Annotated in this window: 12 protein-coding genes; 3 read left to right on the top strand and 9 right to left on the bottom strand. The window is 69.6% G+C overall.

The genetic code is table 11. The features are described from left to right. Window positions 1-19 precede the first annotated feature (19 nt). A complete protein-coding gene (locus tag QRX50_RS13100) occupies window positions 20-751 on the top strand; it encodes a dienelactone hydrolase family protein (RefSeq protein WP_285972208.1) in 732 nt (243 codons plus the stop codon). Here the strand turns inward: QRX50_RS13100 and QRX50_RS13095 are convergent. The 9 genes from QRX50_RS13095 to QRX50_RS13055 all read right to left on the bottom strand — a co-directional run bounded on the left by QRX50_RS13095 (window position 748) and on the right by QRX50_RS13055 (window position 11,214). Further along, entirely contained in the window at window positions 748-1,464 is a 717-nt protein-coding gene (locus QRX50_RS13095; RefSeq protein ID WP_285972207.1) for an aspartate racemase/maleate isomerase family protein, read from the bottom strand. The genes QRX50_RS13100 and QRX50_RS13095 overlap by 4 nt on opposite strands. A gap of 9 nt (window positions 1,465-1,473) precedes the next feature. Continuing rightward, window positions 1,474-2,187, bottom strand: coding sequence for a DUF2306 domain-containing protein (locus QRX50_RS13090; protein ID WP_285972206.1), 714 nt, complete (start codon window positions 2,185-2,187; stop codon window positions 1,474-1,476). A 390-nt stretch (window positions 2,188-2,577) separates the two neighbouring features. Next, entirely contained in the window at window positions 2,578-3,984 is a 1,407-nt protein-coding gene (locus QRX50_RS13085; protein ID WP_285972205.1) for a GH1 family beta-glucosidase, read from the bottom strand. 13 nt (window positions 3,985-3,997) lie between these two features. Further along, window positions 3,998-5,014: an ABC transporter ATP-binding protein gene (locus QRX50_RS13080; protein ID WP_285972204.1), complete on the bottom strand. Its 1,017-nt coding sequence runs from the start codon at window positions 5,012-5,014 to the stop codon at window positions 3,998-4,000. Next, window positions 5,011-6,003: an ABC transporter permease gene (locus tag QRX50_RS13075; protein ID WP_285972203.1), complete on the bottom strand. Its 993-nt coding sequence runs from the start codon at window positions 6,001-6,003 to the stop codon at window positions 5,011-5,013. Before QRX50_RS13075 ends, QRX50_RS13080 begins: the two co-directional genes overlap by 4 nt. 3 nt (window positions 6,004-6,006) lie before the next feature. Continuing rightward, complete coding sequence (locus QRX50_RS13070) at window positions 6,007-6,987, bottom strand: ABC transporter permease (protein ID WP_285972202.1); 981 nt, start codon at window positions 6,985-6,987, stop codon at window positions 6,007-6,009. Further along, a complete protein-coding gene (locus tag QRX50_RS13065) occupies window positions 6,984-8,033 on the bottom strand; it encodes an ABC transporter ATP-binding protein (protein WP_434533336.1) in 1,050 nt (349 codons plus the stop codon). Before QRX50_RS13065 ends, QRX50_RS13070 begins: the two co-directional genes overlap by 4 nt. Before the next feature lie 84 nt (window positions 8,034-8,117). After that, the gene (locus QRX50_RS13060; RefSeq protein WP_285972200.1) at window positions 8,118-9,788 is read right to left on the bottom strand and encodes an ABC transporter substrate-binding protein; all 1,671 of its coding nucleotides are present in this window, start codon (window positions 9,786-9,788) and stop codon (window positions 8,118-8,120) included. Between the two features lie 199 nt (window positions 9,789-9,987). Continuing rightward, window positions 9,988-11,214 (bottom strand): ROK family transcriptional regulator, encoded by a 1,227-nt coding sequence (locus QRX50_RS13055; protein WP_285972199.1) that lies wholly within the window; start codon window positions 11,212-11,214, stop codon window positions 9,988-9,990. A gap of 121 nt (window positions 11,215-11,335) precedes the next feature. On the opposite strand from QRX50_RS13055, the gene QRX50_RS13050 reads away from it, so the two are divergent. Both QRX50_RS13050 and QRX50_RS13045 read left to right on the top strand, forming a co-directional pair. Continuing rightward, the gene (locus QRX50_RS13050; RefSeq protein ID WP_285972198.1) at window positions 11,336-12,586 is read left to right on the top strand and encodes an ROK family transcriptional regulator; all 1,251 of its coding nucleotides are present in this window, start codon (window positions 11,336-11,338) and stop codon (window positions 12,584-12,586) included. Between the two features lie 364 nt (window positions 12,587-12,950). Beyond that, window positions 12,951-14,195: a family 16 glycosylhydrolase gene (locus QRX50_RS13045; protein ID WP_285972197.1), complete on the top strand. Its 1,245-nt coding sequence runs from the start codon at window positions 12,951-12,953 to the stop codon at window positions 14,193-14,195. Window positions 14,196-14,219 lie beyond the last annotated feature (24 nt).

Genomic DNA, 14,219 nt, shown 5'->3' with positions numbered 1-14,219 from the left:
GGACGGTAGTTTCGGCGACATGTCGAGGATCGCGGTCACCATCACCACGCCGGACGGCCTCTGCACGGCCACGTTGCACACGCCGCTGAGCGCCGGCCCCGCGGTGATCCTGTACGCCGACGCGGCCGGCGTCCGCGGGACGTTCGCCGAGATGGCGGACCGGCTCTGCGCGCTCGGCTACGTCGTCCTCCTGCCGGAGGGCTACTACCGCACGCCGTACGCGCCGTTCGACGTCACCACGGTGTTCACCGTGCCCGAGGAACGCGAGCGGCTGACGCGGCTCGCGCGGAGCGTGACAGCGGAGATGGCGGTGCGCGACACGGGCGCGTACCTCGATTTCCTGGCCGACCGGAGCGAGGTCGCGGGCTCGCTGGTGGGGACGACCGGGTACTGCATGGGTGGCCGGTTTTCGCTGTGGGCCGCCGCTCAGTATCCGTCGCGGGTGGCGGCCGCCGCCTCGTTCCACGGCGGCAACCTCGCCGCCGACGATCCCGACAGCCCGCACCTGCTGGCCGACCGGATGCGCGCGTCCGTGCTGGTCGCGGCGGCGGAGAGCGACAGCGCGTTCCCGGCCGAGCAGTTCGAGCGGCTACGTGAGGCGTTCGTCGCCGGCGGAGTGCGGCACACGCTGGAGACGTATCCCGCCAAGCACGGGTTCGCGGTGCCGGACAACGACACGTACGACAGCGCGGCGGCGGAGCGCCACTGGGCCGCACTGGCCGCGTTGTACGCGGAGAACCTGCCGCGCTAGACACGGAAAAGCGGTCCGGCGCCTTCGGCGGTGGGCTGTGCTCCGACGAGCCTGGCGGCGGCCCACAGCGTGACCTGGGTGGCGGTGAGCACGGGGCAGCCGGCGGCCCGTTCGAGGTCGGCCGTGAGGCGGTTGGCGTGCAGGGCGGTCTCCGGCAGGAGCACGGCCTGCGCCGCCGGGTGCGCGGCCCGCGCGACGAGGTCGACGATCCGCTCGGCCGGCCACGCGGCGAGCTCGCGGTCGGAGCCGGCGGAGGCGTCGACGCGGTGGATGACATCGGCGTCGAGGCGCGCGATGAACTGGTCGGACAGGCTCGGGTGGTAGACCGAGGCCAGCGAGACCGTGTCGAAGCCGAGGAAGCGGATCGCGTCCTGGAACGCGGCGGTGGTGCTGGTGGCCGGGGCGCCGGCGAGACGGCGGAGGGTCTCGAGCTGGTGCCGGGTGTCGGTCAGGAAGCTGGAGCTGGTGACGGCGAAGGCGACCGCGTCGAACGGCTCGAGGTCGCACAGGGCCGTTTCCAGGTGCGCGTCCGAGCCGAGGCAGCGGACGGCGTCGGTGACTTCGGCGAGGTCCAGCGCGCCCACATCGTCCACATCGGACGGCCACGCGAAGTAGTGGACGGCCAGGTCGAGCGGGGGATGGAGCCGGCCGGCGAGGTCGAGGAAGTCGTCCTCGCCCGCGTTCCTGGTCGGGTAGAGCAGACCGAGACGCATGGGCCGAGACTAGGCGGCGACGGCCTTCTTCGGCTTGCGCTCCAGCCACAGCTGGGCGCCGACCAGCGCGACCGTCCAGCTCAGCCACGCGGCGGTGGCCGCGACGGACTGCATGAACGCGACCTCGCTGCCGCCGAACGTGGTGGCCATCTGGGGTTCCAGAATGAAAATCGCGATCGGTGAGATCAGCCGGTTGAGGATGATCGACATGGTCAGCGCGAAGCTGCGGATCATCCAGCGCCGGTGGTCGCCGAAGCGGCGATCGCGGGCGGCACGGTAGCCGGCCCAGGTGCAGCCGATCCACATGACCGCGAGCAAAACGTCGCTGGCTCGCGTGGCGGGGCCGAAGGGGCTGGCGGCGCCGATCGTCAGGGCCATCACGCCGGAAGGCAGCACGCCGCCGAAGACGTAGGCGCGGCCGGCGTAGCGGTGCACCACCGGGAAGCGGCGACGGACCCATGGCCAGATCTGCACGACCGCGCAGATCATCGCGATCGAGCCGAACACCACGTGGCCCACGAGGAACCAGTAGTGCGCGCCGAAGCCGGCCGGCGCCGGCACACGCGACCGCGCCGGGTCGAGCGCGAGATATGGCGGCAGCGAGTACGCCAGGAAGGCCACCACGACCAGCCCCAGCACCCCGATCCACGGGCGGCGCTTCTTCGCCGTGCGCGGCTGCTGCGCCGGCACCCGCGGTGGTCGCAGATCCGTCCCCGCCGTCATGGCCACTCTCCCTCGCTCGTCGCCTGATGCTCTCCGAACGTAGGTCCGGCGGGGGTGGCGCGGCCATGGTGTGCGCTGGCGTCGGCGGGGTGGGGACAGCCTTACCCTCGGCCGGGTGATCTTCGGGCTTGCCTTGCCGCGCACGGCAACGCGGACGCGGGGTGGCCGTGCAGCTGGTGGTCGAGGGTGACCTGGCCGACCGCGGCAGCTACCGCGACAAGGCCACCCAGTGACTCACCCTGCACTGGGGTCGAATGACCGACTGGGTCCTCGAACACACCAAGGTCGTCGAGGCGACGGTGGGTCCGCTGCAGCCGGCGAGCCGACGCCCGCGGAAAGCCGAAGGGCGCCCGCGCTGAGGCGGACGCCCTTCTGTTCACCCGGGGTGACTCAGGAACCGCGGACCCGCCGCACCGTGTCGCGGTAGAACAGGCCGCTCTGCTTGATCGTGCGCACTTGCGTTTCGTAGTCGACGCGCACGAGGCCGAAGCGCTTGGCGTAGCCGTACGCCCACTCGAAGTTGTCCAGCAGGGACCACGCGAAGTAGCCCCGGATGTCCACGCCGGCCAACCTCGCGGCGGCCACCGCGGCCAGGTGCGAAGCCAGGTAAGCCGTGCGGCCCTCATCGTGGACGAAGCCGTCGGCGTCGGGCGCGTCGTCGAAGGCGGAGCCGTTTTCGGTGATGTACATGGGCAAACCGGGGTAGTCGCGGCCGAGGCGGGTGAGCAGCTCGGTGAACTTGCCCGGCAGGATCTCCCAGCCCATGGCGGTGGTCGGCTCGCCGAACGGCACGGCGCGCTGGATCGGGAAGCCGTCCTCGCCGACGGTGCGGCCCTGCTCGTCGACGCCGGAGTACTGCTGGCCGAAGTAGTAGTTCACGCCCAGGAAGTCCAGCGGGGTCGAGATGATCTCCAGGTCACCGTCCTCAATGGGCAGTGAAGCACCGCGGACGGCGAGATCCGACACCACGTCCTCGGGGTAGGAGCCCCGCACCAGCGGGTCGAGGTAAACGCGCACGCCCATGCCGTCGGCGTTGCGCGCGGCCTCGCGGTCGAGCTCGCTGTCGGACGCGGCGTCGGAGGTGCCCATGTTGAGGGTGATGCCGAACTGCGTGCCCTCTGGCGCGGCCTCGCGCATGCGCTGTGTGGCCAGGCCGTGGCCGAGCAGCAGGTGGTGGATGGCCTTCATGCCTGCCGCGAAGTCGCGCCGGCCGGGAGCCATCACGCCGTGCACGTAGCCGTGCATCGCGGAGCACCACGGCTCGTTCAGCGTCGTCCAGTGGCGCACGCGGTCGGAAAGCCGGTCGAGAACCAGCATCGAGTAGTCGGCGAAGCGGTAGGCGGTGTCACGCGCCGGCCACCCGCCCGCGTCTTCGAGCTCCTGCGGCAGATCCCAGTGGTAGAGCGTGAGCCACGGCGCGAGGTCCTTGGCCAGCAGCTCGTCCACGAGCCGGTCGTAGAACCCGATCCCGGCTTCGTTCACCGGGCCCTTGCCGTGCGGTTGCACACGCGGCCACGCGACGGAGAAGCGGTAGGTGTCGGCGCCGAGCTCCTTGACGAGCCCCACATCCTGGGGCATGCGGTGGTAGTGGTCGCAGGCGACGTCGCCGTTGTCGTTGTTGTCGATCGCCCACGGGACCTGGCAGAAGGTGTCCCAGATGGACGGTGTGCGCCCGTCTTCGGCCACCGCGCCCTCGATCTGGTACGCGGCCGTCGCCACGCCCCACCGGAAGTCCGGCGGCAGCGAGTCGATCAGCGCCTGCTGCTCGCGGGTCGCAGCGTCGGTGGTCTCGGTCAAGGGGTCTCCTTATCTACGACTTGACGGCGGCGACGGGGTCGGCCGGGTGCAGCCAGCACGCCACGGTGCGCGCGGGATCATCACGGTCAGCGGGCACGCCGAGCACCGGCACCTCGGTGGTGCAGCGATCGAACGCGTGCGGGCACCGCGGCGAGAACGCGCACCCGACCGGCAGCGACCGCGGGTCGGGCGGCGAACCGGGAATGCCGGTGAGCTCGCGCCGCGGCCCGCGCAGCGCGGGGAACGAGTGCAGCAGACCGTCGCTGTACGGGTGCAGTGAATCGCGGTACAGGTCCACACCGCGGGCCTGCTCCACGATCCGGCCGCCGTACATGATCGCGATGCGGTCGGAGAACTCCACCAGCAGCGACAGGTCGTGGGTGATGAACAGGACCGAGAAGCCCAGCCGCTCGCGCAGTTCCACGAGCTGCGCCAGGATCTGGCGCTGCATCACCACGTCGAGCGCCGTGGTGGGCTCGTCCATGATCACCACGCGCGGCTCCAGCGCCAGCGCCATCGCGATCATCACGCGCTGGCGCATGCCGCCGGAAAGCTGGTGCGGATACGCGTCGAGCCGGTCGGCCGCGATGCCCACCAGGCGCAGCAGCTCGCGCGCGCGGGCGAGCCGGGCCGTCTTGGTGCTGCGGGGATCGTGGGCCTTGATCACGTCCATCAGCTGCACCGACACCTTGTGCACCGGGTTGAGCGAGTTCATCGCGCCCTGGAACACAATGGAAGTTTCGGCCCAGCGGAAGTCCCGCAGCTGCTTGGGAGTCAGCTTCAGCACGTCGTACGGCTCGCCGTCGCCGGGGTGGTAGACCACGCTGCCACCGCGGATCACGCCCGGCGGCGGGAGCAGGCGGGTCAGCCCGTAGGCCAAAGTGGACTTGCCACTGCCGCTTTCGCCGGCCAGGCCGAGCACCTCGCCGCGGTGCAGCGTCAGGTGCACGTCCTGCACGGCGTGCACGGCCTCGGCGCCGAGGCCGTAGTCGACGTCCAGGCCCTTGATCTCGAGTACGGGTTCGTTCATTCCTTCTCCCGGCCGAGCACGGGCGTGAAGCCGACGCGCAGGCGCACCGTCTTGCCCTCGGCGTTCTTCGCCTTGGTCTTGCCGCTCGAGCGCAGCCGCGGGCTCACGAACTCGTCGATGCCGAAGTTGAGCAGCGACAACGCGGTGCCGAGGATGGCGATCGCGAGCCCCGCCGGCACAAACCACCACCACGCGCCCTGCGCCAGCGCCTGCTGGCTCTGCGCCCAGAACAGGATCGTGCCCCAGTTCCACTCCGAGAAGCTGGAGACGCCGACGAACGCCAGCGTGATCTCCGACATCACCGCGAACACCACCGTGCCCACGAAGCTCGACGCGATCACCGCCGTGAGGTTCGGCAGGATCTCGAAGAAGATGATCCGCCACGTCGACTCACCGCTCGCGCGCGAAGCCTCGACATATTCCCGGCGGCGCAACGAAAGTGTCTGCGCGCGCAGGATCCGCGCGCCCCAGGCCCACGACGTGAACCCGATGATCACGGCCACCAGGTAGTCGCCACCGCTGGGCAGCGCCGAGCCGATGATGATGATCAGCGGCAGCGCCGGGATCACGAGGAACACATTGGACAGTGCGGATAGTCCTTCGCCCGGCGTCCCGCCGAGGTACCCGGACGTGACGCCGACGACCACGGCGAGGATCGTCGCCACGATGCCGGCGGTGAGCCCCACGAGCATCACGCTGCGCGTGCCCACGATCACCTGGCTGAAGATGTCCTGGCCGAGGTGCGTGGTGCCGAACCAGTGCTTGCCCGAAGGCGATTCCAGCAGGTCGTTGCTGCGCGCGGACGGGTCGAACGGCGCGATCCACGGGCCGATGATCGCGATGACCACGAAGAAGGCCAGCACCAGGAGCCCGGTGATCGTCTTGCCACCGGTCAGGAACCGGAAGCGCCGGCGTTTCGCGGCGGGCCCGGCGATGGCTCCGGCGCCGACCGGCGCGACGGCCTTGAGATCGGCTGCGGGAAGTGCCACGGCTCAGCCCTCCTTCCGGGTGCGGGGGTCGAGCACGAGGTAGGCGACGTCGGCGAGCAGATTCGCCACCAGCACCGAGAGCGTGATGATGAGGAAGATGCCCTGCATCAGCGGGTAGTCCTGCGAACCGACGGCCTGGAACAGCTCGTAGCCGACGCCGGGGTAGGAGAACACGATCTCCACCAGCAGCGTGCCGCCCACGATGAAGCCCAGCGCCAGCGCGAAACCGGACACGCTCGGCAGCAGCGCGTTGCGGGCCGCGTAGCTCACCATCACGCGGCGTTCCTTGAGGCCCTTGGCGTGTGCGACGGTGATGTAGTCCTCCGACGCGACGGTGACCATCATGTTGCGCATGCCGAGGATCCAGCTGCCCATCGAGCTGATCAGGATCGTGATCGCCGGCAGCAGGCTGTGCTGGATCGCGCTGCCGATGAAGTCGCCGCCCCACCCGGGCACCACGCCCGGGTCGTAACCGCCCGACGCCGGGAAGAAGCTGCCCGGGCCGGCCAGCAGCGTGATCGCGATCAGGCCGAGCCAGAAGTACGGAATGGACGACAGGAACGTGGTCACCGGAAGCAGACCGTCCACCCAGGACCCGCGCCGCCACCCGGCGACGACGCCGAGGCCGGTGCCGATCAGGAAGCCCACCACCGTGGTGAACCCGACGAGGATGATCGTCCACGGCAGACTGTCGCCGATCACCTCGGACACAGGCGAGGGGAAGAAGGTGAACGACAGCCCGAGGTCGCCGCGGAAGAGCTGCGCCCAGTAGTGGAAGTACTGGGCGACCAGGCTTTCGTTCTTGTCCAGTCCGAAGAGGACGTACAGCGACTGGATCGCGTCCGCGGACAGCGAGCCCTGGTTCTTCGTGATGAGCGACTGCACCGGGTCCCCGGGGATCAGCCGCGGGATGAAGAAGTTGATGGTGACGGCGGCCCACGCGGTGAACACGTAGAAGCCGAGCCGTTGGAGCAGGTACCTCACGGGCGCACCGCCGAGTCGTACAGCCAGCACGCGGCCCAGTGGCCGGGGGCGTCGTCCACCTCGAACCGCGGCGGCAGGTCGGTTTTGCAGCGTTCCATCGCCACGGGACACCGCGGGTGGAACCGGCAGCCCGACGGCGGCGCGATCAGGCTCGGCGGCTCGCCGGAACCCTTCTCCTTGGGCGCCTCACCAGGTGCCGCGTCCGCGCCCGGGTCGAGCCGGTCGGGGTCCGGTGCCGATTCGATCAGCAGCCGCGTGTACGGGTGCGCGGGCTGCTGCGTCACGGTCTCGGAGTCGCCGCCCTCGACCATGCGCCCGGCGTACATCACCAGCGTCTCGTCGGCGAAGTAGCGTGCCGACGCAATGTCGTGGGTGATGTAGAGGATCGCGAGGTGCAGGCGTTCCTTCAGGTCCCGCAACAGGTTCAGCACGCCGAGGCGGATGGAGACGTCCAACATGGACACCGGTTCGTCGGCCAGCAGCGCCTCGGGATCGGCACCGAGCGCCCGCGCGATCGCGACACGTTGGCGCTGGCCGCCGGAGAGCTCGTGGGGGAACTTGTCGACGTAGCGCTCCGGCGGGGTCAGCTGCACCCGCGTGAGCAGCTCGTGCAGCGCCTGCTCCAGGTCCTGAGCGCCGCGGCCCGCGCGGTCGTGGATTTTCAACGCCCGCGTGAGGTGGTAGCGCACGGTGTGCACGGGGTTCAGCGACGCGAACGGGTCCTGGAAGATCATCTGGACCTTGCGGCAGTAGGCGCGGAACGCCTTGCCGCCCTTCACGGTCGTGGACTTGCCGTGCAGGCGGATGTCGCCACCCGTGCGCGGGTAGAGCTGGGCGAGCAGCCGTGCCACGGTCGACTTGCCCGAGCCGGACTCGCCCACCAGCGCGGTCACGCGGCCGCGCCGCAGCACCAGGTCGACGTCGTCGACGGCCTGGACGCTGCGGCGCCCCTTCGTGAGCACCTCGCGCCCGCGCTTGCGCACGGGGAAGTGCTTGGTCAGCCCGGAGGCCTCGAGCACGATCGTGTCCGAGGCCCCGGTTTCGATCTCGCCGGCCGGGGAGGCCACCCCCGCCTCAGGAGAGGCGGAGGTGGCTTCCCGGGTGGCCACTGCGTTGTCCTCGGCCATAGATCAGGCCGCGGGCTTCAGGTGCATGACGATGTCCAGCGCGTTGCGCAGAGTCGGCTGCGCGGGGCCGTACGGGTTGGTCTCGTCGGGCCAGCCCGTCCAGTTCTTCGTGCTGTACTCGCCGCCGGAGTTGGCGGCCATGAGCGGGACCATCGGCTGCTGGTCGATCATGATCTGCTGCAACGTGTTCATCGCCGTGGCGCGGCTCGCGTCGTCGGCGGCGTTGGCGTAGGTCTCGAGCGCCTGCGTCGCCTGGTCGTTCTTGTAGCGGCCGTAGTTGCCGTTGATGCCACCCTGGCCGGTCGGCTTGTAGCGGTTGCCGTCCATCACGTCGCGGTACAGGTCGTACGGCGTGGCACCGTCGTTGGTCCAATGCAGCAGACCCTCGAAGTCACCGGTGTCGACGGACTTCGTCCACGCGTCCTGGTTCATCTTGTCGACGGTGGCGGTGATGCCGATCTGCGACAGGTTGTCCTTGATGATCTCGAGGTCGGTGATGTAGTCCGACCAGCCCGAGGGCACCGTGAGCTTGAGGTTCACCGGCTTGCCGCTCGGGTCCACGAGCTGGTTGCCGTTGTACTTGAAGCCCGCGCCGGTGAGCAGCGACTTGGCGCCCGGCACGTCGACCTTCACGGTCTGGCCCTTGTACTGCGCCGCAATGAACGAGTCGCCCGCCGGCGTCGGGATGCCGGTGACCTGGTCGTTCTTCGGGTAGAAGTAGCCGGCCTCACCCTGGTTGAAGATGTCGTCGCGGTTGATGACCTTGTTGACCGCCTGGCGCAGCTTCGGGTTGTCCCACGGCGCCTTCTCCGTGTTGAACCACAGGCCGTGCACGGCGAGCTGGGCCGGGAACCACAGCTTGTAGTGCTGCGGGTCCTTGTTCACGTAGACGGTCTTGTAGTTCGGGATGAAGACGAAGCTCCACTCGGCCGCACCACTGGTGAGCGCGGCGACCTGCGCGTTGTTGTCGTTGTAGGAGGTGTAGCGGATCTCCTTGACCGCCGGCGCCTGCTGCCAGTAGCCGGTGCGCTGCGTGACGGTGATCGTCTGCGGGGTGAAGGACTTCAGCGTGAACGGTCCGGTGCCGACCGGGTTCTTCACGGTGTCGGTGGACGGGTCCTTGATCTGCGACCAGATGTGCTTGGGTACCACGATCGTCTGCAGGATCTTGACCTGGTTCACGAACTGCGAGGTGTCGAAGCCCAGGGTGACCTGGTTCCCGCTCGCGGTGATGTCCTTGTACGGCACCGAGTCGATGTTCAGGGCCTTGTTGTCGCGCAGCAGCTGGAACGTGTAGGCCACGTCGTCGCCGGTCATCGGCGTGCCGTCGGAGAACTTGACTCCGTCGCGGATGGTCAGGACCAGCTTCTTGTAGTTGTCCGACCAGTTCCACTTCGTGGCCAGCCACGGCTTGCCGGCTTCCTGCGGCTTCACGCGGTTGAGCATCACGAGGGGCTCGTAGATCACGTAGCGGTACCCGAGCGACGCCGCCGCCGAAGTCTCCAGGAACGGGTTGTTGTTCTCGGGCTGCGGCCCGTTCGGCATGCCGACGTTCAGCACGGCCGCGGCGTTGCCGCCGCCACCCGCGCTGCTCGAGCCGCCGCCGCAAGCGGCGAGCACCGCGGCTGCCACCACGGCGACGAGCGCTGCGACGACGGAGCGCTTCACTCGCATTCGTCCTCCTAGGTCCTGGTGCTACGGATTCCGCCCGCGCTCGGAGAGCTCGGTCCGGCCGCGCGACAGGAGGAGTCAACCCGGGTGACTCGGGTCACGTCAATAACACGGCGGTAACATTTTGTGCCTAAGTTTAAGTACTGAAAGAAAGGCTCACGCTCGGTACCCGACCGTCGATCTCCTTGCGGGACAAGGACATTCAGCCGGCTGAACGCCCACCCGACGCCAGCAGCGCCGCGATCGGCAACGTCGCCGCCCCCAGCGCGACAGCCTCCGGGCCCAGCTCTCCGAGCTCGACCACTGTCGCCTCGGCGAGGTAACCGAGCGCGTGCCGGGCGGCGGCGTCACGGACGTACGGCAGGATCGCCGGGCCCATGATCGCCCCCGCCGAGCCTGCCAGCACGACCCGGTCGGGCGCCAGGAGGTTGATCAGATTGGCGATGCCGATGCCCAGGTATTCACCCGTCGCGGCGAGTGTTTCGGCGGCTGGACCAGACCTTTCGGCCGGGCTCGTCTCGGTTTCGGCTTCGGCCAGGGCGACGAGCTCCGCGAGCCGGCTCTCGCTGTCCGCGCCGGGCAGCGGCTGCGCACCGGGAGTCTCGCCATACCGCCGCACCACGGCCTCGGTACCGACATACGCCTCCAGGCACCCGCGCGAACCGCAGCGGCAGGCGGCGCCCGCGGCCTGCACCACGGTGTGGCCCCACTCGCTGGTCGTGATGCCGGGAAAAGACCCACCGTCCGTGACGAAGGCGGCGCCGACGCCCACCCCGAGCAGGGCGATCACGGCGCGGTCGGCTCCGCGGCCGGCGCCGAGCCACATCTCGGCCTGGCCGAGCGTGCGGGCGCGGTTGTCGAGGTGCAGGGGTGCGTCGGCGAACTGCGGGTGGGCGCGCAGCAGGTCGGCGAACGCGACGCCGGCCCAGCCGAGCGTGGGGGCGTGCACGATGCCGCCTTCGCGCACCGCGCCCGGCACGCCGACGCCGACGCCGAGCACGCGGGAAGCCCCGCCCGAAGACAGCACCGAGGCGACGCCGGCCCGCGCGAGCTCGACGACTTCCGCCGGGTCGGGGTTGCTGCCCGCGAGCGGGTGCTGCACGGTCGCGAGCGTCCCGAGCGCGCAGTCGAAGAGCCCGGCGCGCACGTGGGTCTCGCCGACGTCGACGCCCACGACCTGCCCGTACTCGGGCCGGACGCGCAGCAGCGTGCGCGGCCTGCCACCATCGGACTCGACGGAACCGGCCTCGGCCACCACACCGTCGCCGATGAGCTCCGCGACCACGTTCGTCACGGTCGCGGGACTGAGCCCGGATTCGGCGACGAGTTCGAGCCGGCTGACCGGCCCTCGCAGGTAGAGCGACGACAGGAGCGCCGCTCGGTTGTGCCGCCTCAGGTCGCGGGTTGTCTGCCGGAGCACCCTCGTCACCTGGGGGATTCTGCCAGACGACCATATGTTCGGGACTTAGTTCACTAGTTAATACATGGCCACAACTTACGGTGATCAGGCATCCTGGTGCCGGGAGAGTTCGAGGCCAGATGGGTGTCACATGGCGACCAAGCGCACGACCGTCCGAGATCTGCGGCGGCACAACCGTTCCCTGCTGCTGTCGAAACTGTACTTCGACGGCCCCTTGTCGCGGCACGAACTGAGCCAGCTCACCGGCCTTTCGGCGGCGACGGTCAGCAACGTGACCGCCGAGCTCAGCGAGGAACGGCTCATCACCGAGGCCGGCCTGGTCGAATCCGACGGCGGACGGCCGCGCGTTCTGCTGCGCGTGGACCCGGCGTACGGCTACGTGGCGGGCGTCGACATCGGCGAGACGGGCGTGCGCGTGGAGCTGTTCGACCTCGCGATGCAACGGCTGGCCACGGTCGAACACGAGCTGTCACCGGCGCGCACCGAGCCGGCCACGGTCGTCGCGGCCGTCGTCTCCGGGTTGCGCGAGGTGATCGCGTCCGCAGGGGCCGAGGAGTCGGCCGTGATCGGCGTGGGTGTCGGCGTGCCCGGCACGGTCGAGCAGGGCGAACGCGTGCTGGTGCACGCGCCGACCATCGGCTGGGATTCCGTCGCGCTGGCCGACGACCTGCGCGTGGCCGGCATCGAGCTGCCCGTGTTCGTCGACAACGGCGCCAAAACCCAGGGCCAGGCCGAGATGTGGTTCGGCGCCGGGCGCGGCGCGCGCCACGCGGTGATCGTGCTCATCGGCTCGGGCGTCGGCGCGGCCGTGATCGCCGACGGCGCCACCTACCGCGGCTCCACGAGCAGCGCCGGCGAGTGGGGCCACACCACGATCGTCTACGGCGGGCAGGCCTGCCGCTGCGGTTCGCACGGCTGTCTCGAGGCCTACATCGGCGCCGAGGCCGTGCTCGCGCGCTACCGGCGCGCCCGGGGCAAGCCCGTGCCCGGCGAGACCGAGCAGGACCAGTTCGCCGCGCTTCTCGCGTCGGCCGACCGTTCGAAGTCGGCCCAGAAGGTCCTCGAGGAGACGGCCGGCTACCTCGGCGCCGGGATCGCGAACCTGATCAACCTGTTCAACCCCGAGCGCATCGTCGTCGGCGGGTGGGCCGGCCTCGCCCTCGGCGAGCGCCTGCTGCCGCTGATCCGTTCCACTGCGTCGGCCCACGCGCTGAGCCACCCGTTCGGCGAGACCACGATCCAGCTCGGTTACCTGGGCCTCGACGCCGTCGCGACGGGTGCCGCCACCCTGCCCGTCGCCGACCTGCTGGAACAGGGCGCCGATCCCCGCCTGCTGGCCAAGCCGGCCCCCGCGATCCGTTCGGGCGCCGGCGCGGCCTAGGACCCCGCTGTCACCCAGCGAACACTTCCGAGAACCCCAGGTGACCGGCCGGTGATGATCGTCCGCGCCCTCGTCGATCACCTGGGCGGCAACCGTCGGCCCTTAATTCGGGTTGAAAAAATTCTCACATTCGCCATTGCCGCAGTGGTACGGACCATGCATACTGCTTTTACTTTGTTGCCAGGCACAACAAAGTAGTCCGATTAGTCCGACGCCTGCCGCCCGCCTGCGGTCCACCTCCGGAGTGGACACGAAGCGCTCGGCCGAGAACCGCACGGTCCCCCGCCGTGCTCTCCTCCGCCCCACCGCGTTTTTCGTGCTGCGCGTGAAAGCGCGGTCCCCTCCGCAAGAAGAGGTGACAACGATGTCCATCTCACGTTCTCTGAGACGTTCCCGCTGGGCCGGGCTCTTCGCGGCCGCTTCGCTGCTGGCCGTCGGTGTGCAGGCGACGCCCGCCGTCTTCGCGCCCACGGAAGCCGCGGCGGCGGCCAGCTTCACCGACGACTTCAACGGGCCCGCAGGCAGCCCGGCCGACGGTTCGAAGTGGAACTACGAAACCGGCGACAACGTCAACAACCACGAACGCCAGTACTACACGTCCGGCACGAACAACGCGTCGCTCGACGGCCAGGGCCACTTGGTGATCACGGCCAAGCGCGAGAACCCAGGCAACTACAACTGCTGGTACGGCCGCTGCGAGTACACATCCGCGCGCCTGAACACCTCCGGCAAGTTCAGCCAGGCCTACGGCCACTTCGAGACCCGCATGAAGCTCCCGCGCGGCCAGGGCATGTGGCCCGCGTTCTGGATGCTCGGCGGCGGCAACTGGCCGACCGACGGCGAGATCGACGTGATGGAGAACGTCGGCTTCGAGCCCAACACCGTGCATGGCACCATCCACGGCCCCGGCTACTCGGGCTCGGGCGGCATCGGCGCCGGCTACAACGGCCCGAACTTCTCCGACGACTTCCACACCTACGCCGTGGACTGGTCGCCCAACAAGATCGTCTGGACGGTCGACGGCAACGTCTACCAGACCCGCACGCCGGCCGACCTCAACGGCAACCGCTGGGTCTACGACCACAACTTCTTCATCATCATGAACCTCGCCGTGGGCGGCTACTGGCCCGGCGATCCCAATGACAGCACGCAGTTCCCGCAGCAGCTGGTCGTCGACTACGTGCACGTGACCACGAGCACCGGCGGCGGCACCACACCGCCGAGCGGGAGCACCGGGCGCATCACCGGCATCGGCGGCAAGTGCGTGGACGTCGCGGGCGCCAACAGCGCCAACGGCACGCCCGTCCAGTTCACCGACTGCAACGGCAACGCGGCGCAGAACTGGACCGTCGGCAGCGACGGCACCCTGCGGGCGCTGGGCAAGTGCATGGACGTCGCCTCAGCCGCCACCAACGACGGCGCCCCCGTGCAGCTCTACGACTGCAACGGCTCCGGCGCCCAGCAGTGGGTGGTCACCGCGGCGCACGACATCGTGAACCCGGCCGCGAACAAGTGCCTCGACGCCACCGGCAACAGCTCGGCCAACGGCACCCGCTTGCAGATCTGGACCTGCACCGGCACGGCCAACCAGAAGTGGACCGCACCCTGATCCACTGACCGGCACCGGCGATAC

Origin of the sequence: Amycolatopsis sp. 2-15, assembly GCF_030285625.1 — a bacterium.
Classification (GTDB): domain Bacteria; phylum Actinomycetota; class Actinomycetes; order Mycobacteriales; family Pseudonocardiaceae; genus Amycolatopsis; species Amycolatopsis carbonis.
Note: the sequence above shows the minus strand (reverse complement) of the source record. Positions and strands in the feature narration are given on the sequence as shown.

Coding starts and splice junctions, on each gene's coding strand:
- QRX50_RS13100 (WP_285972208.1), top strand. CDS start 20: ATGTCGAGGATCGCGGTCACCATCACCACGCCGGACGGCCTCTGCACG.
- QRX50_RS13095 (WP_285972207.1), bottom strand. CDS start 1,464: ATGCGTCTCGGTCTGCTCTACCCGACCAGGAACGCGGGCGAGGACGAC.
- QRX50_RS13090 (WP_285972206.1), bottom strand. CDS start 2,187: ATGACGGCGGGGACGGATCTGCGACCACCGCGGGTGCCGGCGCAGCAG.
- QRX50_RS13080 (WP_285972204.1), bottom strand. CDS start 5,014: ATGAACGAACCCGTACTCGAGATCAAGGGCCTGGACGTCGACTACGGC.
- QRX50_RS13060 (WP_285972200.1), bottom strand. CDS start 9,788: ATGCGAGTGAAGCGCTCCGTCGTCGCAGCGCTCGTCGCCGTGGTGGCA.
- QRX50_RS13050 (WP_285972198.1), top strand. CDS start 11,336: ATGGCGACCAAGCGCACGACCGTCCGAGATCTGCGGCGGCACAACCGT.
- QRX50_RS13045 (WP_285972197.1), top strand. CDS start 12,951: ATGTCCATCTCACGTTCTCTGAGACGTTCCCGCTGGGCCGGGCTCTTC.